The sequence below is a fragment of the Pseudomonas sp. PAGU 2196 genome (genome assembly GCF_022179005.1).
GTDB lineage: Bacteria > Pseudomonadota > Gammaproteobacteria > Pseudomonadales > Pseudomonadaceae > Aquipseudomonas > Aquipseudomonas kermanshahensis.
Genome location: NZ_BNTL01000029.1, coordinates 64,239 through 88,818 on the forward strand (window position 1 = coordinate 64,239; position 24,580 = coordinate 88,818).

Genomic DNA, 24,580 nt, shown 5'->3' on the forward strand with positions numbered 1-24,580 from the left:
CGATCAGGACGGCCAGGCCGGCAGCGGCTCGCGCCACCCGATGGCTGAGCGCTTCCGTGGCTACCTGCCAGTGGTGGTGGATGTCGAGACCGGCGGTTTCAACAGCGCCACCGATGCCTTGCTGGAAATCGCCGCCGTCACCATCGGCATGGACGAGAAAGGCTTCCTGTTCCCCGAACACACCTACTTCCACCGGGTAGAGCCGTTCGAGGGGGCTAATATCGAGGCTGCCGCACTGGAGTTCACCGGCATCAAGCTGGACCACCCGCTGCGCATGGCAGTGAGTGAAGAAAGCGCGCTGACCGATATCTTCCGCGGCGTGCGCAAAGCGCTCAAGGCCAACGGCTGCAAGCGCGCAATCCTGGTCGGCCACAACAGCAGCTTCGACCTGGGCTTCCTCAATGCCGCGGTCAACCGCAACGACCTCAAGCGCAACCCCTTCCACCCGTTCTCCAGCTTCGACACCGCCACCCTGGCGGGCCTGGCGTATGGCCAGACCGTGCTGGCGCGGGCCTGCCAGAGTGCCGACATCGACTTTGACGGGCGTGAGGCGCATTCGGCGCGTTACGACACCGAGAAGACGGCCGAGCTGTTCTGCGGCATCGTCAACCGCTGGAAGGAAATGGGCGGCTGGCGCGATTTCAACGACTGAGTTGAGATATTGGGGCCGCTTTGCGGCCCCAAATGCAGGCACAAAAAAACCGGCCACCAGGGCCGGTTTTTTTGTGCGCTTGGCAATTACAGCTTGCCAGCGTTCTCGCTCAGGTATGCAGCAACGCCCTCTGGCGAAGCGTTCATGCCTTTGTCGCCTTTCTTCCAGTTGGCAGGGCAGACTTCGCCGTGCTCTTCGTGGAATTGCAGGGCGTCAACCAGACGCAGCAGCTCGTCCATGTTACGACCCAGTGGCAGGTCGTTGATGATCTGCGAACGGACAACACCGTTGGTGTCGATCAGGAAGGCACCACGGAAGGCCACGCCACCTTCGGACTCGACGTCGTAGGCTTTGCAGATTTCGTGGGTCATGTCGGCAGCCAGGGTGTACTTCACCTGGCCGATGCCGCCGTTGTTGACCGGGGTGTTACGCCAGGCGTTGTGGGTGAAGTGCGAGTCGATCGAAACGCCGATCACTTCAACGTTGCGAGCCTGGAAGTCTGGGATGCGGTTATCCAGGGCGATCAGCTCGGACGGGCAAACGAAGGTGAAGTCCAGCGGGTAGAAGAACACCAGGCCGTACTTGCCCTTGATGGCCGAGGCCAGGTTGAAGCTGTCGACGATTTCGCCAGTGCCCAGTACAGCGGGAACGGTGAAGTCGGGGGCTTGTTTACCAACGAGTACGCTCATTGTTATCTCCTGATGAGGGTGAAAAACCGTTTGCCGGGCCAGACGGGCTTGCCCGACATCCAACAAAGGCCGACCATCATACACGGCTTCTCATGACAGACCGAATCCAACCGCCGGTCGCTCAAGCACGCCCCTCTCAGAAAGTCTTTTGACAAGCATTCTCATTACCATTAAGCTCCAGACCATCTCAACCAGCGATGGTCCGACTTTATGTATGTGTGTCTTTGTGTCGGCGTGACCGACGGACAGATCCGCGATGCGATCTATGACGGATGCTGCAGCTACAAGGAAGTTCGAGCCGCGACCAACGTCGCCAGCCAATGCGGTAAATGTGCCTGCCTTGCCAAGCAAGTGGTCCGCGAGACCTTGACCGATCTTCAGGTCAGCCAGGCTGCCCTGCCCTATCCGGTAGAATTTACTGCCGCTTGAAACCCCCTATTTTGAAGAACCGGACCTAGCGTCCGGTTTTTTATGCCCGCAATTCAATAACTTAGCACTCCAACGCGCTTCACAAACATTCTTATTCCTATTCATTTTCACTTATTATTCAATAACTTAGGTTTGACAGCCCTAAGTATCAGGCTCAAACTTCTCTGTATTGGCACACTTCTACAGGGCAGGAACCCGTCATGAAAGGCGACGTAAGCGTCATCCAGCATCTCAACAAGATCCTCGGAAACGAGCTGGTCGCGATCAACCAGTACTTCCTGCACGCACGCATGTACGAAGATTGGGGCCTGAACAAACTCGGCAAGCACGAGTACAAGGAATCCATCGACGAGATGAAGCACGCTGACAAATTGATCAAGCGTATTCTCTTCCTCGAAGGCATCCCGAACGTCCAGGACCTGGGCAAGCTGCTGATCGGCGAGCACACCAAAGAAATGCTCGAGTGCGACCTGAAGATCGAACAGAAAGGCCTCATCGACCTGAAAGCCGCCATCGCTCACTGCGAAACCGTTGGTGACTTCGGCTCGCGTGAAATGCTCGAAGACATCCTCGAGTCCGAGGAAGAGCACATCGATTGGCTGGAAACCCAGCTGAGCCTGATCGACAAGATCAGCATCGAGAACTATCTGCAGTCGCAGATGGGCGAAGAGTAAAATCCCGCCCATAAAAAAACCCGCCATGAGCGGGTTTTTTTATGGATGTTTGAGGGTCAGGCTTCAGAAGCCTTCGCCTTGGCAGCAGCATCCTTGATCAGGGTTTGCAGCTCACCGTTTTCAAACATTTCCAGCATGATGTCGCTACCGCCGACCAGCTCGCCTGCTACCCACAGTTGCGGGAAGGTTGGCCAGTTGGCGTACTTGGGCAGGTTGGCGCGGATTTCCGGGTTCTGCAGGATGTCGACGTAGGCGAACTTCTCGCCACAACCCATCACAGCTTGCGATGCCTTGGCCGAGAACCCGCACTGCGGGGCATTCGGCGAGCCTTTCATGTAAAGCAGAATGGTGTTGTTGGCAATCTGCTCTTTGATCGTTTCGATGATATCCATGGAACACCTCGTCTGAACTTTCCGACTCGATGGTCGGCACGGTGACGCATTGTATCGGAAAGCCGAGCGGTATGCTCGGCCTTGCCGTTACTCAGGCGGCCTCGACGTGCACAGGCACGCCATTGAGGGCGGCATTGCCCGACACCTGATCGCGCAAGCGCTCATCGGTGAGGTCATTGGCACTGACCCCGGGTTGCCCCTGGGCGACCTGCAGGTGCACGCCCTGGCGAGCATGGCCGTAGCCGTGTGGCAGGCTGACCACGCCCGGCATCATGTCGGTACACGCCTGCACTTCAACCTCAAGGGTGCCGGTACGCGAACGTATGCGCACGCGCTGGCCATCCTGCAGTTGCCGTTGCAGCAGGTCATCAGGGTGCATCAACAGCTGGTGGCGCGGCTTGCCTTTGACCAGCCGGTGGAAGTTGTGCATCCACGAGTTGTTGCTGCGCACATGGCGGCGGCCAATCAACAACAGCGCCCCAGCGGCCAATGGTGCCTGCCGGGCAAGCCTGGCCAAGTCGTCGAGCAGCACCTGAGGGGCCGCCTCGATGGCCTGGCTGGCAGTGCGCAGGCGCGCTTGCAGATTGGCGCCTAGTGGCCCCAGGTCGAGCCCGTGGGGGTGTCGATCCAGTGTTTCGATCGAGAGCTTCCAGGCCGATTCATCACCATAAGGCCCCTTGCGCAAAGCCCAGTCGATCATCTGCGCCGGGGGCAGGGTCGGCTTGAGCTCCAGTGCCGCACGCTCGGCAAAGGCCTTGGCCAGGCCGACAAAGATCTCCCAATCGTGCAACGCGCCTTCTGGCTTGACGAGGATCGCGCGGTTGAAGCGCGTCACGTTGCGTACCGCCAGCAAGTTAAAGGTGCTGTCGTAGTGGTCGTTCTCCAGCGCCGACGTGGAAGGGAGGATCAAATCGGCATGGCGGGTGCTCTCGTTGATGTAAAGGTCGATGCTGAGCATGAACTCGAGCCCCTCCAGCGCCTCGTCCAGCTGTCGACCATTGGGCGTGGACAGCACCGGGTTGCCCGCCACGGTCACCAGCGCCCGCACCTGGCCGTCACCAGGCGTGAGCATTTCTTCGGCGAGTGCAGCCACCGGCAGCTCGCCGGCGTACTCCGGCAGCCCCGAAACCCGGCTTTGCCAGGCATTGAAGTGCCCACCCGAGGTACTCGCCACCAAGTCGACTGCCGGCTCGGTACACAGGGCGCCGCCCACGCGATCCAGGTTGCCGGTGACCAGGTTGATCAGTTGCACCAGCCAGTGGCACACGGTGCCGAAGGCCTGAGTCGATACGCCCATGCGGCCATAGCAGACGGCCTTGTCGGCAGCCGCAAAATCACGCGCCAGCTGGCGAATATCGGTGGCGGCAATGCCGCACAGCGGGCTCATGGCTTCAGCGGTCAGGGGGGCAATTGCGTTGCGCACCTGATCAACACCCTTGACCGGCACGTGCGACGCGCGGGTCAGGCCTTCGTCGAACAGGGTATTGAGCAGGCCACTGAGCAATGCTGCATCGCCGCCGGGGCGGATGAACACGTGGCGGTCAGCCATGGCCGCCGTTTCGCTGCGCCGCGGGTCCACTACCACCAGTTGACCGCCCCGGGCACGCAGGGCCTTCAAGCGCTTCTCCACATCTGGCACAGTCATGATGCTGCCATTGGATGCCAACGGGTTGCCGCCCAGAATCAACATGAAGTCGGTGTGGTCGATGTCCGGGATCGGCAACAACAGACCGTGGCCGTACATCAGGTGGCTGGTCAGGTGCTGGGGCAACTGATCCACCGAGGTAGCCGAAAAGCGGTTGCGGGTCTTCAACAAGCCGAGGAAATAGTTGCTGTGGGTCATCAACCCGTAGTTGTGCACGCTGGGGTTGCCTTGATACACCGCCACCGCGTTGCGACCATGAGCCTGCTGGATGGCCCACAGTTTGTCGGCCGCCAGGGCGAAGGCCTCGTCCCAGCCGATCGCCTGCCAGCCTTCGCCAACCCGACGGTGCGGCTGACGGAGGCGGTCGGGGTCGTTCTGGATGTCCTGCAAGGCTACCGCCTTGGGGCAGATATGGCCACGGCTGAACGGGTCATCGGGGTCGCCTTTGATCGAGCTGATCAGCGCCCGGCCATCGTCTTCATGGCTGACTTCGATGTTCAGCCCGCAAATGGCTTCGCACAGGTGACAGGCACGGTGATGCAGGGTCTTGGTCATGGCCGCCTCTGCGTTGTCATGGGTCTGATCACGACTATGCGCCCCGCCCACGGCCCTCGCCAGCGCACTTTGCGCTGTGAATTCTCCGACATCAGGCAAACGATTCGCGACACGCATTTGCCAAATTGCGGGCAAGCCGTGTACAACCTCTGTAGCAAATAAAAAACAGCGCACGCTCAAGGGGTAATGACACCCTTTGCAACAGAGCTGCTGTTTCCCCTCTTGGTTTCAGGCGACATTTAATTATAGTATTGCGCCTTTCCCTATTTCGTCCGCCCCGTGCGGCTTACGCCGCAGGTCACTCCCGTTGTCAAAAAAAACCATACGGTCGACCTGCATACCGTTGCAGATAAGGTAGTCAAACATGAGCGCTAGGCACTTTCTCTCCCTGCTGGACTTCACCACCGACGAATTGCTCGGGGTGATCCGCCGCGGCATCGAGCTGAAGGACCTGCGCAAGCGAAGCGTACTGTTCGAGCCGCTGAAAAACCGCGTGCTGGGCATGATCTTCGAAAAGTCCTCGACCCGGACCCGCGTGTCGTTCGAGGCAGGCATGATCCAGCTCGGCGGCCAGGCCATCTTCCTGTCACCTCGCGACACCCAGCTGGGCCGTGGCGAGCCGATCAGCGACAGCGCCATCGTGCTGTCGAGCATGGTCGACGTGGTGATGATCCGCACCCACGCCCACAACACCCTCACCGAGTTCGCCGCCAACTCGCGCGTACCCGTGATCAATGGCCTGTCCGATGAGTCGCACCCGTGCCAGTTGCTGGCCGACATGCAGACATTCGTCGAACACCGTGGCTCGATCCAGGGCAAGACCGTGGCGTGGATCGGTGATGGCTTCAACATGTGCAACTCTTATATCGAAGCTGCCCGGCAGTTCGATTTCCAGCTGCGCATCGCCTGCCCGGAAGGCTACGAGCCGGACCCACGCTTCATGGCGCTGGGCGGTGATCGCGTGCAGATCATCCGCGACCCGAAGGAAGCTGTGCGCGGCGCGCACCTGGTGACCACCGATGTCTGGACTTCCATGGGCCAGGAGGAGGAAACTGCACGCCGCCTGGCGCATTTCGCGCCTTACCAGGTCACCCGCGAACTGCTCGACCTGGCGGCACCCGACGCCCTGTTCATGCACTGCCTGCCCGCCCACCGTGGTGAGGAAATCAGCCATGACCTGCTCGACGACCCTCGTTCGGTCGCCTGGGACCAGGCTGAAAACCGCCTGCATGCACAGAAGGCCCTTCTCGAATTCCTTGTAGAACCGGCTTACCACCACGCATGAGTCAACCCCTACTGCTCAACCTGCGCAACCTCGCCTGCGGCTACGGCGACCAGCGCATCGTCCAGAACCTCAACCTGCACCTGAACGCAGGCGACATTGGTTGCCTGCTGGGTTCATCCGGTTGCGGCAAGACCACCACCCTGCGCGCCATCGCCGGGTTCGAGCCTATCCATGAAGGCGAGATCCAACTGGCGGGCGAGGTCATTTCCCGTGCCGGCTTCACCCTGGCCCCGGAAAAACGCCGCATCGGCATGGTGTTTCAGGACTACGCCCTGTTCCCGCACCTGACCGTGGCCCAGAACATCGCCTTCGGCATCGCCAAGCACCCGCGCCAGGGTGAGGTGGTCGAAGAGATGCTCGAACTGGTCAAGCTGGGCGGCTTGGGCGGTCGCTATCCGCACGAGCTGTCCGGTGGGCAGCAGCAACGGGTCGCCCTGGCCCGCGCGCTGGCGCCAGAGCCTCAGTTACTGCTGCTTGACGAGCCGTTCTCCAACCTCGACGTGGAACTGCGCCGCCGCTTGAGCCATGAGGTGCGCGACATCCTCAAGAGCCGGGGTACCAGCGCCATTCTGGTGACCCACGACCAGGAGGAAGCGTTTGCCGTCAGCGACCAGGTGGGTGTGTTCAAGGAAGGTCGCCTGGAGCAGTGGGATACGCCTTACAACCTCTACCACGAGCCTCAGACGCCGTTCGTGGCCAGCTTCATTGGCCAGGGCTACTTCATCCGTGGCCAGATGAGCAGCCACGAGGCGGTCAATACCGAACTCGGCGAACTGCGCGGCAACCGCGCCTACATCATGGCGCCAGGCAGCTCGGTGGATGTGCTGCTGCGCCCTGACGATATCGTGTATGCGCCAGACAGCCTGCTGCGGGCCAGTATCGTGGGCAAGAGCTTCCTGGGGGCATCGACCCTGTATCGCCTGCAACTGCCTACCGGCAGCCAGCTGGAGGCGATCTTCCCAAGCCATATCGATCATCAGGTCGGTGAGGATGTAGGGATTGCCGTGGCGGCCGATCACCTGGTGCTGTTCCCGGTGCCGGGCAGTGTCGCGGCGCAGTTGCCACGGCAGGAAAATGGCGTTCGCCGCTACAGCTCGGCGACCTGATTCTCTATTCTGGGGCTGCTGCGCAGCGGCCCCTGCGATTTCAACCCCTGCCAATACCGGCAAACGTGCCCTGGGTATGTTCAGCCAGTACCGCCGCCGCCAACTCCACCTCCAGCCCGCGCCGCCCGGCGCTGACATGGATGGTTGCAAAGTTCTGTGCCGAGTCATCAATAAAGGTGCGCAAGCGCTTCTTCTGGCCTAACGGGCTGATGCCACCGACCAGATACCCCGTAGCCCGCTGGGCCGCCGCCGGGTCGGCCATCTCGCACTTCTTCACCCCCGCCGCATGGGCCAGTGCCTTGAGGTCCAAGGTGCCCACCACCGGCACCACGGCCACCAGCAACTCACCTTTCTCACTGCTCGCCAGCAAGGTCTTGAACACTTGTTGCGGATCGAGCCCGAGCTTTTCCGCTGCCTCCAAACCATAGGAGGCCGATTTAGGATCGTGCTCATAACTGTGCACACGATGCTCGGCGCGGGCTTTTTTCAACAGGTCTAGGGCGGGGGTCATGCGCAGGCTCCGGTCAGGGACAAGTCGGCGGCTACTTTAGGACATATCCCACATCCCAGCCAGTTCGGAGGCTACGCGCCTGTCTAGCGTGCGGTTTCGCGACCCCACACTACGTCCAAAACGTGACTGACCGTTCACTTTCGACCTTTGACATAAGCGTTTCTTGTCTATATTTTTTCGTTTCTGAAGAAATGGTGCACATTTAAGGTGCATTTCCTGTATCTGCCTGGGGTCAATGGGGATCGACTCCGGGCTTTGCTGTCGAGCGCCACGCGCCTCACAACAAAAAAAACGAGGTCATACATGACGACTGCTCTACGCGAACCCACCTTGTCCAGCCAATGCCTGGCCGAATTTCTTGGCACCGCCCTGCTCATCTTTTTCGGCACCGGTTGCGTCGCCGCGCTCAAAGTCGCGGGTGCCAGCTTCGGCCTGTGGGAAATCAGCATTATCTGGGGCGTCGGCGTGAGCATGGCGATCTACTTCACCGCCGGTGTTTCCGGCGCGCACCTGAACCCGGCCGTGAGTATCGCCCTCACCCTGTTCGCCGGCTTCGACAAGCGCAAACTGCCGTTCTACATGCTGGCCCAGGTCTGCGGCGCCTTCTGCGGCGCAGCGTTGGTCTACACCTTGTACAGCAATCTGTTCTTCGATTTCGAACAAGCCCACGCCATGCTACGAGGCAGCAGCGAAAGCCTGGAGCTGGCGTCGGTGTTCTCCACCTATCCGCACCCCTCGCTGTCCACTGGCCAGGCATTCCTGGTGGAGGTGGTCATCACCGCCATCCTCATGGCCGTGATCATGGCCCTTACCGACGACAACAACGGCCTGCCCCGTGGCGCTGTGGCGCCGCTGCTCATCGGCCTGCTGATTGCCGTGATCGGCAGCGCCATGGGGCCGCTGACCGGCTTTGCGATGAACCCAGCCCGCGATTTCGGGCCAAAGTTGATGACCTTCCTGGCCGGTTGGGGCGAAATCGCCTTCACTGGCGGACGGGACATTCCTTATTTCCTGGTACCGGTGTTCGCACCGATCCTTGGCGCATGCCTGGGCGCCGCAGCGTATCGCGGCCTGATCGCCCGCAACCTGCCAGTAGCGCCAACCGCAAGCGCTGAGACAAACGACAATCGCCAGGGCGATACTCAAGTCAACTGATGTGGCCTCACGCCCAAGCCCTGACTTCCCATTTTTGCAAGGCCTACGACCATGACAGACACCCTGGATAAGAACTACATCATCGCCCTGGACCAGGGCACCACCAGTTCGCGGGCCATCATTTTCGATCGCGACGCCAATGTGGTCGGCACCTCCCAGCGCGAATTCGCCCAGCACTATCCGCAGGCGGGCTGGGTCGAACACGACCCGATGGAGATCTTCGCCACCCAGAGCGCCACCTTGGTCGAGGCCCTCGCCCAGGCGGGCATCAGCCACGCCCAGGTCGCTGCGCTGGGCATTACCAACCAGCGTGAAACCACGGTGGTGTGGGACAAGGAAACCGGCCGCCCGGTGTACAACGCCATCGTCTGGCAGTGCCGCCGCAGCACCGAAATCTGCGCGCAGCTCAAGCGGGATGGCCATGAAGACTACATCCGCGAGTCCACCGGCCTGGTCACCGACCCGTACTTCTCCGGCACCAAGCTCAAGTGGATCCTCGACAATGTCGAAGGCGCCCGTGAGCGCGCCGAACGTGGCGAGCTGCTGTTCGGTACTGTCGACACTTGGCTGATCTGGAAATTCTCCGGCGGCAAGGTGCACGTCACCGACTACACCAACGCGTCGCGCACGCTGATGTTCAATATTCACACACTGGAATGGGATGAAAAGCTGCTGAAAATCCTCGGCATCCCACGCCAGATGCTGCCTGAGGTTCGCCCCTCCTCCGAAGTCTACGGCCACACCAAGAGCGGCATTGCCATCGCCGGTATCGCTGGCGACCAGCAGTCTGCGCTGTTCGGCCAGATGTGCGTCGAGCCCGGCCAGGCCAAGAACACCTACGGCACCGGCTGCTTCCTGCTGATGAACACCGGCGACAAGGCCGTCAACTCGTCCCACGGCCTGCTCACCACCATCGCCTGCGGCCCGCGCGGTGAAGTGGCCTATGCACTGGAGGGCGCCGTGTTCAATGGTGGCTCTACCGTGCAGTGGCTGCGTGACGAGCTGAAGATCGTCAACGACGCACTCGATACCGAGTACTTCGCCAGCAAGGTCAAGGACAGCAACGGCGTGTACCTGGTGCCCGCCTTCACAGGCCTGGGCGCACCCTATTGGGACCCTTATGCCCGTGGCGCCCTGTTCGGCCTGACGCGGGGGGTGAAGGTCGACCACATCATTCGTGCAGCGCTGGAATCGATCGCCTACCAGACACGTGACGTGCTGGACGCCATGCAACAGGATTGCGGCTATCGCCTGTCCGAATTGCGCGTGGATGGCGGTGCGGTGGCCAACAACTTCCTCATGCAGTTCCAGGCCGACATCCTCGGCACCTGCGTGGAGCGCCCGAAAATGCGCGAGACCACAGCCCTCGGCGCCGCCTACCTGGCAGGCCTGGCCTGTGGGTTCTGGAGCAGCCTGGACGAGTTGCGCGACAAGGCGATCATCGAGCGCGAGTTCAGCCCGCAATTGGACGAGACGCAGAAAGAGAAGCTTTACGCCGGGTGGCTGAAGGCCGTCGACCGTACCCGTGACTGGGAAGATCACGAAGCCTGATCCGGGGTCAGGGGCCGCTGCGCAGCCCATNNCGATGGGCTGCGCAGCGGCCCGATACTCCACTGGCCGTCATCCGCTTCCTACGGCATCATTGCAGAATTTGTCCGGCAGCCCATAAGGACCGCCCATGAATCTGCCCCCCCGCCAACAACAAATCCTCGAGCTGGTCCGCGACCGCGGCTACGTCAGCATCGAAGAAATGGCGCAGCTGTTCGTCGTCACCCCGCAAACCATCCGCCGCGACATCAACCAGCTCGCCGAGCTCAACCTGCTACGCCGCTACCACGGGGGTGCGGCGTATGACTCGAGCATCGAGAACACCGCCTACGCCATGCGCGCCGACCAGATGCGCGACGAAAAGCAGCGCATCGCCGAAGCCGTGGCCTCGCAGATTCCCGACCATGCCTCGCTGTTCATCAACATCGGCACAACGACCGAATCGATCGCCCGCGCACTGCTCAACCATAACCACCTGAAGGTGATTACCAACAACCTCCACGTGGCCTCGATCCTGGCGGCCAAGGACGATTTCGAAGTACTGGTGGCAAGTGGCACGGTGCGTCGCGATGGCGGTGTGGTAGGCCAGGCCAGCGTCGATTTCATCAACCAATTCAAGGTCGATTTCGCCTTGGTTGGCATCAGCGGCATCGACGAAGATGGCAGCCTGCTGGACTTCGATTACCAGGAGGTGCGGGTTTCCCAGGCCCTGATCGCCAATGCACGCCAGGTTATCCTGGCCGCCGACTCCAGCAAGTTTGGGCGTAATGCCATGGTTCGCCTGGGCTCGATCAGCCTGGTGGACTGTTTGGTGACCGACCAGACGCCGACGCCCGCCCTCGCCCACTTGCTTAACCAGTACAAGATTCGCCTCGACGTGGTGTGAACCGCACGCGGGCCATCACCGGCCCGCTATTTTCGTAAATGTTCACTTTATTGTCATCCGATCAGTATTTTCTATAAAGACTGACTGGATACCCGCCTTCTGTTGCGCTAGTATTTTCGGAAACGAACATCAATGTTCATATTCGATGTGAACAGCCCCAGGAGGCCTTGCCCGTGTCCCAGCCCGTTTCGTCCCAGCCACCCCTCGCTGACTGTTATGACCTCGCCGTGATCGGTGGTGGCATCAATGGTGTGGGCATTGCTGCCGACGCCGCCGGGCGCGGCCTGAAGGTGTTCCTTTGCGAAAAGGACGACCTGGCGCAGCACACTTCGTCGGCGAGCAGCAAGCTCATCCATGGTGGCCTGCGCTACCTGGAGCACTACGAGTTCCGCCTGGTGCGCGAAGCTCTGGCCGAGCGCGAAGTCCTGCTGGCCAAGGCGCCGCACATCGTCAAGCCGATGCGCTTCGTGCTGCCCCATCGCCCGCACCTGCGCCCGGCCTGGATGATCCGTGCCGGCCTGTTCCTCTACGACCACTTGGGCAAGCGCAAGCGCCTGGGCGCTTCGCGCAGCCTGCGCTTCGGCCCGGGCTACCCGCTCAAACCGGCCATCACCCGGGGTTTCGAATACGCTGACTGCGCCGTGGACGACGCCCGCCTGGTCGTGCTCAATGCCATGGCAGCCCGCGAACAAGGTGCGCACATCGTCACCCGCACCCGCTGCCTGCGTGCCGAGCGTGTCGATGGCGTTTGGCAGGTCGAGTTGCAGCATGCCGACGGCAGCCTGCAGAGCATTCGTGCCCGCGCCCTGGTCAACGCTGCTGGCCCGTGGGTGGCCAGCTTCATCAAGGATGACCTCAAGCTGGATGCGCCTTACGGCATCCGCCTGATTCAGGGCAGCCACCTGATCGTCCCGCGCCTGTACGAAGGCGAGCACGCTTACATCCTGCAGAATGAAGACCAGCGCATCGTGTTCTGCATCCCTTACCTGGACCGCTTCACCCTGATCGGCACCACCGACCGTGAATACAGCGGTGACCCGGCCCAGGTGAAAATCACCGAAGCCGAGACCGACTACCTGCTCAAGGTGGTCAACGCGCACTTCAACCATCAGCTCAGCCGTGCCGACATCCTGCACACCTACTCCGGCGTACGCCCGCTGTGCAACGACGAGTCGGACAACCCGTCGGCCGTGACCCGCGACTACACCCTGGCGCTGTCGGCAGGTGAAGGCCAGGCGCCGTTGCTGTCGGTGTTCGGCGGCAAGCTCACCACGTACCGCAAACTGGCCGAATCGGCCATGGCCGAGCTCAAGCCGTTCTTCACCCAGATGCGCGCCAGCTGGACCGCTACAGCGCCGCTGCCCGGCGGGGAAGACATGACCACCGCGCAGGCACTGACCGACGCCATTCTGGCGCAGTACGGGTGGCTGCCGGTGGACATCGCCAAACGCTGGGCAGTGACTTACGGCAGCCGCGTATGGCGCCTGCTCGAGGGTATTCAGGGCCCGGAAGGTTTGGGGCAGGCCATTGGCGGCGGCCTCTTCAGCCGCGAAGTCGATTACCTGCGCAGCGAAGAGTGGGCTGTAGATGCTGCCGACATTCTGTGGCGCCGTACCAAACTAGGCCTGTTCACATCGCCTGCGGAACAGCAGGCGCTGCACGACTACCTAGTGACAGCGCCGCTGAGCCAAACTTCGTTCAAGGCTGCCTGAAGGCGACGTTGAAGCCGGTGCCGCCTGCGCGGCACCCGCTTACGGCAACACCCCATCAATCCCGAACCAACGGTCGAAAGCTTCGCGGGCCAACGTGACAATCAAGTCGCGCTCACCGTCGTGTATGGCCTGCACGATGCCTTCGCAGTACTTCAGGTACTGCTCCTCACTGACCTCTCCCGCTTCTGCACGCTCCCGGTAGGCCTCTTCTGGTGCCCGGAAAGCATCCACCAGCGCCGTGAAGCGGCGCTCGTAACGGTCTCGCACGTAACGCTCCCAAAACTCTCGTTCGGCCAGCGCCTGGGTCAGCAGCTCCGGGGTTTCCGCCCTTAACACTTCAATCCTGGCGTTATTCAGGTCGGCCGGCGTCAGGCCAGCATAGGCCTCGAAGTGCAGCGCAGCAGGTTGGGCCGGCAGCCGCAGCGGGCCTGCCAGCCGCACACGGTAGGTCAAATAAACTTCGATGTCGTCTACATCACGCCCGGCAGCGCGAATCCCCTGGATACGCCGCGCCGCGATGTGGTCAAGCGCATCCAGGCGAAACAGCGAGCGGTTCAGGCGCATCAGCTCGACCTCGCTTTGCGCGATGGATAACCCCGCGGTGTGCCGGTGAATCAACGCCCGCACCTCCATCTGGCTGAACAGCCACAACAACCGGTCCTCGCACGAAGCGGTGCCGCCGGACATGACGAACAACTGCTCACGCAGCTCACTGTTCTGTTCACAAGCCTCGATGATGTTCCAGACCCGGGCCCGATAGAAGATGGGGCGCTGCAGGAAGTCTGGAGACCGAGATAAATCGCGCAGGAAGTTGAAGAAAGGCCGGGATTCACGTTCCAATTGCAGGTTACGCCACTGCATCTCGCGCTCGCTGCGTTGTGCGCCGGAAGAACCGACTAGCCATTGCTCACGCTCGTTCTCTTGCACCAGCTGATGCCGAAACGATGGGCTGTGCCTGACGTCTTGGTGGCGGCCACTGGCAGGGGCGGGCAATTGATGTAGATACTGCTCACTCACTTCATCCAGCGGGTTGTCATGCAAGGCCATACGCTGCAGCCGCTGGCTTAACCCATGCAAGTCCTGATTGACCTGGCGGATCTGGTTGTTGCGCAGGTCGGCGATACCCCGCAGCGGTAACTGCTGCAGGCGCGAAGGGAATGCGTTGATACCTGTTGAACGCAACCCCAACGGGCCAAGGTGAATTAGCCCGCGAATATCAGGAGCGAACCCGAGCGGATTGAAACTGAGCTCCAGCCGTTGCAGGTTGACCAAGGCATTGATCCGACGGTTGCCAGCGACGTCCATGATGATCCGGTTGTGGTCCAGCCGCAGCCCTCTCAATTGGGTCAGGCGCTCGACACCTGGCGGGACGACGGCCAGATGATTTTCGCGCAGGTCGAGTTCGCGCAGGTTAGGGAAGCGCGCGAGGAAATCAGGATCGATTTCCGACAAGTCCATATCGCGCAGGGTCAGCCGCGTGACATGCGGGAAACTCACCCCCTCCTCCAGCGTCGGCAGGCTACCGACACGCTCCCCCGCAATATCAAGCGCATACGTGCCGTCGCTGCGCAGGCCTGTTTTGCAGCGCCAGGCGCGGCGGATAATGTTGGCGACCCGACCACGCCGCAGCAGGTCCAGTACGCCGGCATGCTCCATACGCCACCTTCGCAAGACCTGGCGCAAGCTTGCCAGTTGCTCGCTGAGCTGGCTGTAGTGCTGCCATGGGTCGACCCCACGCGCAATCAGGTCCAGCAGGTAGCGTTGCAGCTGGCTGTCGTCGAGGGTCGGGAAAATTTGCCGCATCCCGCGTCTGCTGGCCTGCCCGCGGCTTTCGCCCCGGCCACTGAGCGGGTAACCCAGGCGCCCGTCCCCCCAGCGCACCGGCGGCCGCACACCACCGCCTATCGGCGCCAGGCCTATCAACTGCGCGGCCAGCTCACGGCGTGTGCGGGCGTGTTCGGCCAGCAGATCGCTCAACGCTGGCGTATCCAGCGTATTTATCCCCAGTGCGCCTGTTTGCGCTTCACTCAAGGTCAACGAAAGTGCCTGCAACAGGCTGTCAGTTGAGGCAGTGCCTGCCAACGGCTCGCCCGTCGTAACATAGGTGGTGTATCCCGTTGGCGTTTTGACGACAGTAAACCGCTGAGCAGCGACATCTGCGCCCGCGTGTGCCAATACCGCCCCTGTGCGGCTCTCGGCTCGCACTTCGACGGCATACGGTTCAAGCCAAGGCGCCATGTTTTCGATAAGGCCAACGGCCAGTTTCGCGGTGTCAGCATTGGCGGCCGAAGCCTGACGTAAACCTGCGCAGGCACGGTCAAGGCGGCTGTCGCGCAAAAACCAGCGCGCGCGTTCGGCCAAGGCCAAAGGGACGCGATCACTGGCCAGCATCTGCTCGACCTGCTGGCTGTCGAGCTGCTGGATGATTTCATGCGCTCCGCGTTGCGACAGGCCAGGAAAGTCCCGACGCAGCGCGACACTGGCCAGCTCCTCATTGTCTTGCGATGTGCTGACCAGAAACTCGAACGCCTCGCCCTGCACGGTTGGGAATTGCTCATGCAAGCGGCAGCGCTCCAAGGCATCGAGCAACCGTGCGGGGGGCAGTGCGTTTTCCAGGTGCAGACGCCTTAGCTGTGCATCATCGAAGCCCGTGCTGTCCAGCACCCTGCGTACTTCTTCATCGCTGACGTCGGCCAGTTCAGCACTCAACCGCCGCATTAAGCGCTCAGGCTCCGCCCACTCCTCTGCACGCTCCAGCGCATGCCGCCAGCCGCCAGTGCCGTTGTGCTCGAGCATTGGCTGAAAGGCCTCGCTACGCTGAGGATGACGGATGAACAAGTGCTCGCCATCCTTGTAGCCCGCCAACTGAAAACTGGCTTCGTGCAACTTCAATTGCCACTGGTCATCCTCTGGGATCAACTCTCCCACCGTCACGCCCTGCTCCTTTACCTGATAGGCATTGAGGTCGTGGGCGCAGAGCTTGACGTGACCGGCATCGGTACGAATCGGCGACAGGTCATCGACGAACGCGATGCGCTTGAGCACGTGCCCGGCCGCTGCCGTGCCAGCCCCAATAGCGGCGCCCAGCGCCACACTTTCAGCGACACCGAAAGCGTGCTCGAGCGCCCCTTGGCGATCGCCCAGTTGCCAATCCTGGTAACCCTCGTAGACCTCATCGGCAATTTGCACGGCAGCGACTGCGAGCATCAGTTCGCCCAACACCGGCACGAACAGCCCAGCCAGGTTCAACAAGGTCAGCCCCGCCTCCTGGTAGCCCTTGAGGCGTTCGTCCCGTGCTTTCCTGTCCTCATCGGCGGTTGGGACTGCCAGCACACGGGCATCATCGAGCACCTTGTCGATGCGCGCAGCGCGCAGAAAGGCAAACAACGGTTGGGTGATGGCGAAGTCACGGCCATCGAGTCTCAGGACTGAGCCCTCGGCGCTCGACGACAGCAAACGCCTTAAGGTGCCGAAAAAAGCGACCCTATCGCGCTCAGCGATAAAACGCGCTATGAACGCCGCATAGTGTGGATCGCGCAGGCGCAGGCCCATGGCCTGATAGAACGCCCACCAGGATTCGAACACCTGCACGGGCTGCAGTGGGTCCCCGGGAATCCAAAGCATAATGCCGCGCAGAAATGCCTGATCCCGGTCTTGAATCTCGATGGCCACCACCCCGTGCAAACACTTGCCCAGCAGGTACACCTGACGAGTATTCAACACCACGAGGTAGGCAGGCACCACGGCATGCTTAGCAAAAATCGGCAGCGTCTGGAGGTAGTTGTCGTGGCTGATCTGGCCTTTCAGGGCCGCCAGGCGCACGGCCGCTTCCATTGACGAGCGCAGGGCCTCCTCCAGCAATGTCTCGACCTCACGACGGGCCTGGCCGGGTTCGTCGCCTGGCCGATCCGCTGGTAGCAGATGCTCGCGCAACAGGGCCTGATAGCGCCCGCCCAGGTCGAGCGTGCGGCACAACTTGGCAAAGCGCTCGAATGACACCGACAGTGTGACACCGGCCACATCTCGCAGTGCGATCTGGGTGAAAGGGCCTGGCTTGGTTTCCGCCTGGGTGAAATTGTGCAGCGCGGTCGTCAACAGGGGTTGAGTCGAGATGCGGACAATGTTCGGCGATGGCGTTGGTGGCATGGGCGTCGCCAGAATAATCTGCACCACCTTGCGCAGCGTTGCCTTGCGTACATCGGTGGTGACTTTAAAACGCTGGCGCAGGGCTTCGTGCAGCAGCGCCTCGGCAAAATCATCCAGGGGTGGAATACGGCTGAACAACTGCCGGACACGATCAGCGCTGTCCTGCTGCTGGCGCAGGGCACGGTGAAGCGCACGCTGCTGGTCGACCGTAGCCGAGGTGAGCCAAGCCGGTAAACGTTGGGAAATCAGAGCATCAATCGAAGCAGGCGCTTCATCGGCAGAATGGGTCATGGCAGTGAGGTCCGTAAAAACCGTTAACAGACCACACGGCAAACCGTCACCTGCGGTAACTAAATCTAGGCCCCATTCATTCGGGTTTCCGAACAGCAAAAGCCAACCCATTCGGAATCACGGACAACACATGCTGTCGATTTACTGTCAAAAAAGATCGATACCCCGTAATTTCGGGGCGTTATGATCAAGAAGGAAGCTTGGCACGACTCATGCTCTACACTCTTTAGCCGAATGCACCCGCTTCATGTTGTATTCGTTGAACGAAAGAGTCCGCCAACGGCTCCATAAAAAAAACAAACACGTCGAGGAAAATTTGATGCGTATCGTTCGTCAATTGCTGGGCGCTGCTATCGCGGCTGCAGTCATCGCTTCGCCGGCCATGGCCGAGGAGCTGACCGGCACCCTGAAGAAGATCAAGGACTCGGGCACCATCACATTGGGCCACCGCGACTCCTCCATTCCATTTTCCTACCTGGCAGGCAAGCCGGAGCCCGTGGGCTACTCCCACGACATCCAGCTGGCCGTGGTCGAGGCCCTGAAAAAACAACTGGGCACCGACATCAAGGTCAAATACAACCTCGTCACCTCCCAGACTCGCATCCCGCTGGTGCAAAACGGCACCGTCGACCTGGAGTGCGGCTCCACCACCAACAACGTCGAGCGCCAGCAGCAAGTCGGCTTCTCGGTCGGCATCTTCGAAGTCGGCACCCGCCTGCTAACCAAGGTCAAGGACGGTCAGCCGTCCTATAAAGACTTCCCGGACCTGGCTGGCAAGAACGTGGTGACCACCGCCGGCACCACCTCCGAGCGCATCCTCAAGGCAATGAACGCCGACAAGCAAATGAAGATGAACGTGATTTCCGCCAAGGACCACGGTGAAGCCTTCAACATGCTCGAAAGCGGCCGCGCCGTGGCCTTCATGATGGACGACGCCCTGCTCGCCGGTGAAATGGCCAAGGCTCGCAAACCGGCCGACTGGGTTATCACCGGTACCCCTCAGTCGTACGAAATCTACGGCTGCATGGTGCGCAAGGAAGACGCTGCGTTCAAGAAAGCGGTCGACGAGGCCATCGTGGCTTACTTCAAGTCGGGCGAAGTCAACAAGAGCTACGACAAGTGGTTCATGCAGCCAATCCCACCAAAGGGCCTGAACCTGCAGTTCCAGATGAGCGACGAGTTGAAAAAACTGATCGCCGAGCCGACCGACAAAGCGGCGGACGAGAAGAAGTCCTGATCCTCAGATAGTGGCCTGGTGCGCATGCGCACGAATCAATTCTGCAGGCCACTCATTAGTGTCTAACCTTTCATCCGAGGGCGCCAAGCGCCCCCGGATGCTCGAAGGTGCCCGTGAAACAACCGTCTGAGGGGAAATCCCGATGAATTACAACTGGGACTGGGGCGTATTCTTCAAGTCCACCGGCGTGGGCAGCGAAACCTATCTGGACTGGTACATCACCGGCCTGGGCTGGACCATCGCCATCGCCATCACCGCCTGGATCATCGCGCTGCTGCTGGGCTCTGTCCTCGGTGTCATGCGTACCGTGCCGAACCGTCTGGTATCGGGCATCGCCACTGCCTATGTGGAGCTATTCCGCAACGTGCCGCTGCTGGTGCAGCTGTTCATCTGGTACTTCCTGGTACCGGACCTGCTGCCCGAAGGCCTGCAGGAATGGTTCAAGCAGGACCTCAACCCGACCACTTCGGCGCTGATCAGCGTGGTTGTGTGCCTGGGCCTGTTCACCGCGGCCCGTGTCTGCGAACAAGTGCGCACCGGCATCCAGGCGCTGCCCCGCGGACAGGAATCCGCAGCCCGCGCCATGGGCTTCAGCCTGCCGCAGATCTACACCAACGTGCTGCTGCCGCAAGCCTACCGGATCATCATTCCGCCGCTCACGTCCGAGTTCCTCAACGTGTTCAAGAACTCCTCGGTGGCCTCGCTGATCGGCCTGATGGAGCTGCTGGCACAAACCAAGCAGACCGCAGAGTTCTCCGCCAACCTGTTCGAGGCGTTCACCCTGGCCACGCTGATCTACTTCACCCTGAACATGGGCCTGATGCTACTCATGCGCCTGGTCGAGAAAAAAGTCGCAGTACCTGGCCTGATTTCCGTGGGGGGCAAGTAAATGGACATGGATTTCAGCGAAATCATCCCGGCCCTGCCTGCCCTCTGGGAAGGCATGATCATGACCTTGCAACTGATGATCATGGGCGTGGTCGGCGGTATCGCACTCGGCACCATCCTGGCGCTGATGCGCCTGTCGTCGAGCAAACTGCTGTCGCGGGTGGCGGGCGCTTATGTCAACTACTTCCGCTCGATCCCGCTGCTGCTGGTGATCACCTGGTTCTACCTGGCGGTGCCGTTCGTACTGCGCTGGATCACCGGCGAAGACACCCCCGTCGGTGCGTTCACCTCCTGCGTGGTCGCGTTCATGATGTTCGAAGCGGCCTACTTCTGCGAAATCGTCCGTGCCGGTGTACAGTCGATCTCCAAGGGCCAGATGGGCGCCGCGCAAGCGCTGGGCATGAACTACGCCCAGACCATGCGCCTGATCATCCTGCCCCAGGCCTTCCGCAAGATGACCCCTTTGCTGCTGCAGCAAAGTATCATCCTGTTCCAGGACACCTCGCTGGTGTACACCGTGGGCCTGGTCGACTTCCTCAACTCGGCACGCTCCAACGGCGACATCATCGGGCGCTCTCATGAGTTCCTGATCTTCGCCGGGGTCGTCTACTTCATCATCAGCTTCTCCGCTTCGTGGCTGGTCAAGCGCCTGCAAAAAAGGATCACCGTATGATTTCCATCAAGAACGTCAACAAGTGGTACGGCGACTTCCAGGTACTGACCGACTGCAGCACCGACGTCAAGAAGGGTGAAGTGGTAGTAGTGTGCGGGCCGTCGGGCTCGGGCAAGTCCACCCTGATCAAGTGCGTCAACGCGCTGGAGCCGTTCCAGAAGGGCGACATCGTGGTCGATGGCACCTCGATTGCCGACCCGAAGACCAACCTGCCGAAACTGCGCTCGCGGGTGGGCATGGTGTTCCAGCACTTCGAACTGTTCCCGCACCTGACCATCACCGAAAACCTGACCATCGCCCAGCGCAAGGTGCTCGGCCGTAGCGAGGCAGAAGCCTCCAAGAAAGGCCTGGCCTTGCTCGATCGCGTCGGCCTCAGCGCGCATGCCAAGAAACACCCCGGCCAGCTTTCCGGCGGCCAACAGCAACGGGTGGCGATCGCCCGCGCCCTGGCCATGGACCCGATCGTCATGCTGTTCGACGAACCCACCTCGGCACTGGACCCGGAAATGGTCAGTGAAGTGCTCGATGTGATGGTTCAGCTGGCCAACGAGGGCATGACCATGATGTGCGTGACCCACGAGATGGGCTTTGCCCGCAAGGTCGCCAACCGGGTCATCTTCATGGACAAAGGCAGCATCATCGAAGACTGCACCAAAGAAGAGTTCTTCGGCGACCAGAACGCCCGCGATCAACGCACCCAGCACTTCCTCAGCAAGATCCTGCAACACTAAGCCGGCCTCAGCCTCCGCTGCCCGCCCCCATCGGGCAGCGGATGCTGGTCGTGACAAGGCCACTGTGATGAAATGCGATCCTTCGCTTCTTCTCCCTGCCAGACCTGCCGTGAATTCCCGCCTGATTCGTCAATTGCTGTTACCCCCCCTGGTCATCCTGCTGATGGTCGGCCTCGGCATGGCCGGTTACCTGGTCAGCGAGAGCAATGGCATCCGCAGCCTGAGCGAAAACGGCGAGCGTCAGCTGGAGCTGCACGCGCGCACGGTCGAGAGCGAGATCAGCAAATACACCTACCTGCCCAGCCTGCTGGAGCTTGAAGACAGCGTCTCGCACCTGCTCACCGAGCCCGATGGCGGCTCCCGCCAGGCGGTCAACGAATACCTCGAAGGCCTGAACCGGCGCAGCCGCAGCCGGGCAATCTTCGTGCTCGACACCAACGGCCGGGTGCAGGCCACCAGCAACTGGCGCGATGCCGATTCGTTTCTGGGTGAAGACCTGTCGTTCCGGGCCTACTTCCAGACTGCCGTGCGCGGCGAACCCGGGCGCTTCTATGGCATCGGCAGCACCACCGGCGAGGCCGGCTACTACTTGGCCCATGGCCTGGAAGAACACGGCAAGATCATAGGCGTTGCGGTGATCAAGGTACGCCTGGACACCCTCGAAGAACGTTGGCAGCGTGCCCGCCTGGAAGCGTTCGTCAGCGATGAGAACGGCATCATCATTCTGTCCAGTGACCCGGCCCGGCGCTTGAAGTCGGTGCGCCCGCTGACCCCGCAAATCAAGGAACGCCTGGCACGTAGCCTGCAGTATTACTGGTGGCCGCTGAACGAGTTACAACCTCTGGCGCGGGAAACCCTCGCCGATGGTGTTGAAAAGCTGACCTTCCCGGCCAACAGCGAAACAGCACAAGGCAAGGCGCATGAAGTGGCCTACCTGGCCCAGACCCGTCGCCTGGTCGACACCCCGTGGCATTTCACCTTGCTGACCCCGCTGCAGGACCTGCGCCGAGAATCAATGGTGCAAGGCATCCTGGTCGGGGTGGCATTCGCCCTGCTGGCCATCCTGGGCATCGCCTGGAACGAACGCCGCAAAGTCATCGCCACCCGCCTGGCTGCCCGTGAGGCGCTGCAGGAAGCCAACAGCCAACTCGAACGCCGCATCACCGAACGCACCGCCGACTTGCGCGCCAGCAATGAGCGGCTGAAGGGGCAGATCCGCGAGCGCCGACACGCCGAGCAAACCCTGCGTCATGCCCAGGATGAGCTGGTGCAGGCGGGCAAGCTGGCTGCCATCGGGCAGATGTCGACCAGCATCGCCCACGAACTCAACCAGCCCTTGGCCGCGCTGCGCACGTTGTCCGGCAACACTGTGCGCTTCCTCGAACGCGGCGCGCTGGAAACGGCCAGCACCAACCTGCGTACCATGAACGACCTGATCGACCGCATGGGCCGTATCACCGCCAGCCTGCGTTCATTCGCCCGCCGTGGCGACGACGGTGGCCAGGCCTCGCTGGCCAAGGCGGTGGACGCCACCCTGCAGGTACTGACCAACCGCATCAGTGGCTGCCACTTGCAATTGCATAACCAATTCGAAGACCATCAACTGGCCATCGACCAGACCCGCCTGGAGCAGATCCTGGTCAACCTGATCGGCAACGCCATCGACGCCATGGCCACCCAGCCCCTGCCAGAGCTGTGGCTCGAAGGCGAACTGCAGGGTGACAAGTATCGCCTTCGGGTACGCGACAACGGCCATGGCATCGACGCCGAGGCACGCAAGCATCTGTTCGAACCCTTCTTCACCACCAAACCGGGCGAACATGGCCTGGGCCTGGGCCTGACCTTGTCGGCGAGCCTTGCTGCCGCCGCCAAAGGCAGCCTGAACGTCGAGCATCCTGTCAGTGGCGGCACGGCCTTCGTGCTTGTCCTGCCCCTGGTATCCCCCCCTAGCGAATCGGCAGAGCACCCATGAACCAAGCGCCTCTCACCGTCCTGATTGTCGAAGACGACCCGCATGTGCTGCTCGGCTGCCAGCAGGCATTGGCCCTGGAAGACATCGCCTGCGAAGGGGTCGGCAGCGCCGAACAGGCCCTGGAACGCATCGGCGACGACTTTGCCGGCATCGTCGTCAGCGACATTCGCCTGCCCGGCATCGATGGCCTTGAGCTGCTCAACCGCCTCAAGGCCCGCGACCGCAGCCTGCCGGTGGTGCTGATCACCGGCCACGGCGATATCGACATGGCGGTCGGCGCCATGCGCAACGGCGCCTACGATTTCATGGAAAAGCCCTTCTCCCCCGAGCGCCTGGTCGACGTGGTGCGCCGCGCGCTCGAACAGCGCGGCCTGTCCCGCGAGGTGGTTGCCTTGCGCCGCCAACTGGCCGAACAGAGCAGCCTGGAGGGCCGCATCATTGGCCGCTCGCCGGCCATGGAGCACCTGCGTGAACTGATCGCCAACGTCGCCGACACCTCGGCCAACGTGCTGATCGAAGGCGAGACCGGCACCGGCAAAGAACTGGTCGCCCGCTGCCTGCACGATTTCAGCCGCCGCCAGGGCCAACCCTTCGTGGCGCTGAACTGCGGCGGCCTACCCGAAAACCTGTTCGAGAGCGAAATTTTCGGCCACGAAGCCAACGCCTTTACCGGCGCAGGTAAACGCCGAATCGGCAAGATCGAACACGCCAATGGCGGCACGCTGTTCCTCGACGAGGTCGAGAGCATGCCGATCAACCTGCAGATCAAACTGCTGCGGGTGTTGCAGGAGCGCACACTGGAGCGGCTGGGCTCGAACCAGAGCATCGCGGTGGATTGCCGGGTAATCGCCGCGACCAAGTCCGACCTCGATGCCATGGGGCAGAACGGGCAGTTTCGCAGTGACCTGTACTACCGGCTGAACGTGGTGACGCTGGAGCTCCCCCCCCTGCGTGAGCGCCGCGAAGACATCCTGCAGTTGTTCGAACACTTCCTGCAGCAATCGGCCCTGCGCTTCGACCGTGAAGCACCGACGCTGGACAGCCAGACCTTGTCGCGGTTGATGGCCCATGACTGGCCGGGCAACGTGCGAGAGCTGCGCAACGTTGCCGAGCGTCATGCCTTGGGCTTACCGGCCTTCAAGAAGGGCCCGAGTGGCGGCGCCAGCCAGGGCCTGGGCTTTTCCGAGGCTGTGGAGGCCTTTGAACGCAATCTGCTCAGCGATGCCTTGCAACGCACCGGCGGCAACCTCAGCCAGGCCAGCCAGGAGCTGGGCATGGCCAAGACCACACTGTTCGACAAAGTGAAAAAGTACGGGCTGGGCTGAAAAACGGCGGCGCCTGCTTCGCGGGCAAACCCGCTCCCACCGGTTCCCCACCCCCCTCGGAGGCGGCGCTAATCCTGT

At 61.6% G+C, this 24,580-nt stretch carries 20 protein-coding genes; 15 read left to right on the forward strand and 5 right to left on the reverse strand.

The genetic code is table 11. The features are described 5' to 3' along the window. Positions 1-40 precede the first annotated feature (40 nt). Complete coding sequence (gene rnt / locus MFF34_RS22465; protein WP_371097688.1) at positions 41-652, forward strand: ribonuclease T; 612 nt, start codon at positions 41-43, stop codon at positions 650-652. 86 nt (positions 653-738) lie between these two features. Here rnt and MFF34_RS22470 read toward each other — a convergent pair whose 3' ends face one another. After that, positions 739-1,341, reverse strand: a complete 603-nt coding sequence (locus MFF34_RS22470; RefSeq protein ID WP_027594192.1) for a peroxiredoxin — start codon at positions 1,339-1,341, stop codon at positions 739-741. Positions 1,342-1,551: 210 nt separating this feature from the next. Here MFF34_RS22470 and MFF34_RS22475 point away from each other — a divergent pair, with 210 nt between their 5' ends. Further along, entirely contained in the window at positions 1,552-1,770 is a 219-nt protein-coding gene (locus tag MFF34_RS22475; protein WP_099455144.1) for a bacterioferritin-associated ferredoxin, read from the forward strand. 200 nt (positions 1,771-1,970) lie between these two features. After that, positions 1,971-2,444 carry a bacterioferritin gene (gene bfr / locus MFF34_RS22480; protein WP_027594191.1) on the forward strand — a complete coding sequence of 158 codons (474 nt, stop codon included), beginning with the start codon at positions 1,971-1,973 and terminating at the stop codon, positions 2,442-2,444. Between the two features lie 56 nt (positions 2,445-2,500). On the opposite strand, the gene grxD is transcribed toward bfr, so the two are convergent. Both grxD and MFF34_RS22490 read right to left on the reverse strand, forming a co-directional pair. Next, a complete protein-coding gene (gene grxD, locus MFF34_RS22485; protein WP_012313029.1) occupies positions 2,501-2,836 on the reverse strand; it encodes a Grx4 family monothiol glutaredoxin in 336 nt (111 codons plus the stop codon). Between the two features lie 91 nt (positions 2,837-2,927). Next, positions 2,928-5,036, reverse strand: coding sequence for a molybdopterin-dependent oxidoreductase (locus tag MFF34_RS22490; protein ID WP_238216535.1), 2,109 nt, complete (start codon positions 5,034-5,036; stop codon positions 2,928-2,930). A 364-nt stretch (positions 5,037-5,400) separates the two neighbouring features. On the opposite strand from MFF34_RS22490, the gene argF reads away from it, so the two are divergent. Further along, positions 5,401-6,321, forward strand: coding sequence for an ornithine carbamoyltransferase (gene argF, locus MFF34_RS22495; protein WP_238216537.1), 921 nt, complete (start codon positions 5,401-5,403; stop codon positions 6,319-6,321). Then, positions 6,318-7,427 carry an ABC transporter ATP-binding protein gene (locus tag MFF34_RS22500; protein WP_099430271.1) on the forward strand — a complete coding sequence of 370 codons (1,110 nt, stop codon included), beginning with the start codon at positions 6,318-6,320 and terminating at the stop codon, positions 7,425-7,427. Before argF ends, MFF34_RS22500 begins: the two co-directional genes overlap by 4 nt. Positions 7,428-7,467: 40 nt before the next feature. On the opposite strand, the gene ybaK is transcribed toward MFF34_RS22500, so the two are convergent. Beyond that, positions 7,468-7,938: a Cys-tRNA(Pro) deacylase gene (gene ybaK / locus MFF34_RS22505; RefSeq protein ID WP_054899441.1), complete on the reverse strand. Its 471-nt coding sequence runs from the start codon at positions 7,936-7,938 to the stop codon at positions 7,468-7,470. A gap of 303 nt (positions 7,939-8,241) precedes the next feature. Here ybaK and MFF34_RS22510 point away from each other — a divergent pair, with 303 nt between their 5' ends. The 4 genes from MFF34_RS22510 (at position 8,242) to glpD (ending at position 13,239) form a co-directional block, all read left to right on the forward strand. Next, a complete protein-coding gene (locus MFF34_RS22510; protein WP_027594186.1) occupies positions 8,242-9,093 on the forward strand; it encodes an MIP/aquaporin family protein in 852 nt (283 codons plus the stop codon). Between the two features lie 51 nt (positions 9,094-9,144). Further along, positions 9,145-10,644, forward strand: coding sequence for a glycerol kinase GlpK (glpK, locus tag MFF34_RS22515; RefSeq protein ID WP_099430273.1), 1,500 nt, complete (start codon positions 9,145-9,147; stop codon positions 10,642-10,644). Positions 10,645-10,771: 127 nt separating this feature from the next. Beyond that, positions 10,772-11,527, forward strand: coding sequence for a DNA-binding transcriptional repressor GlpR (gene glpR / locus MFF34_RS22520; RefSeq protein WP_238216538.1), 756 nt, complete (start codon positions 10,772-10,774; stop codon positions 11,525-11,527). A gap of 173 nt (positions 11,528-11,700) precedes the next feature. Then, positions 11,701-13,239: a glycerol-3-phosphate dehydrogenase gene (glpD, locus tag MFF34_RS22525; RefSeq protein ID WP_238216540.1), complete on the forward strand. Its 1,539-nt coding sequence runs from the start codon at positions 11,701-11,703 to the stop codon at positions 13,237-13,239. Positions 13,240-13,278: 39 nt separating this feature from the next. On the opposite strand, the gene MFF34_RS22530 is transcribed toward glpD, so the two are convergent. Further along, positions 13,279-17,676 carry an NEL-type E3 ubiquitin ligase domain-containing protein gene (locus MFF34_RS22530; protein ID WP_238216542.1) on the reverse strand — a complete coding sequence of 1,466 codons (4,398 nt, stop codon included), beginning with the start codon at positions 17,674-17,676 and terminating at the stop codon, positions 13,279-13,281. A gap of 319 nt (positions 17,677-17,995) precedes the next feature. Here MFF34_RS22530 and MFF34_RS22535 point away from each other — a divergent pair, with 319 nt between their 5' ends. The 6 genes from MFF34_RS22535 (at position 17,996) to MFF34_RS22560 (ending at position 24,502) form a co-directional block, all read left to right on the forward strand. Further along, positions 17,996-18,913, forward strand: a complete 918-nt coding sequence (locus MFF34_RS22535) for a glutamate/aspartate ABC transporter substrate-binding protein (RefSeq protein ID WP_027594181.1) — start codon at positions 17,996-17,998, stop codon at positions 18,911-18,913. A gap of 142 nt (positions 18,914-19,055) precedes the next feature. After that, complete coding sequence (locus MFF34_RS22540; protein ID WP_099430277.1) at positions 19,056-19,802, forward strand: amino acid ABC transporter permease; 747 nt, start codon at positions 19,056-19,058, stop codon at positions 19,800-19,802. After that, positions 19,803-20,474, forward strand: a complete 672-nt coding sequence (locus MFF34_RS22545; protein WP_238216544.1) for an amino acid ABC transporter permease — start codon at positions 19,803-19,805, stop codon at positions 20,472-20,474. It begins immediately after the preceding gene. Next, complete coding sequence (locus MFF34_RS22550) at positions 20,471-21,205, forward strand: amino acid ABC transporter ATP-binding protein (RefSeq protein WP_027594178.1); 735 nt, start codon at positions 20,471-20,473, stop codon at positions 21,203-21,205. The genes MFF34_RS22545 and MFF34_RS22550 overlap by 4 nt, the downstream gene beginning before the upstream one ends. Before the next feature lie 67 nt (positions 21,206-21,272). Beyond that, positions 21,273-23,177 (forward strand): ATP-binding protein, encoded by a 1,905-nt coding sequence (locus MFF34_RS22555; RefSeq protein ID WP_238216546.1) that lies wholly within the window; start codon positions 21,273-21,275, stop codon positions 23,175-23,177. Further along, positions 23,174-24,502, forward strand: coding sequence for a sigma-54 dependent transcriptional regulator (locus MFF34_RS22560; protein ID WP_085273564.1), 1,329 nt, complete (start codon positions 23,174-23,176; stop codon positions 24,500-24,502). Before MFF34_RS22555 ends, MFF34_RS22560 begins: the two co-directional genes overlap by 4 nt. Positions 24,503-24,580 lie beyond the last annotated feature (78 nt).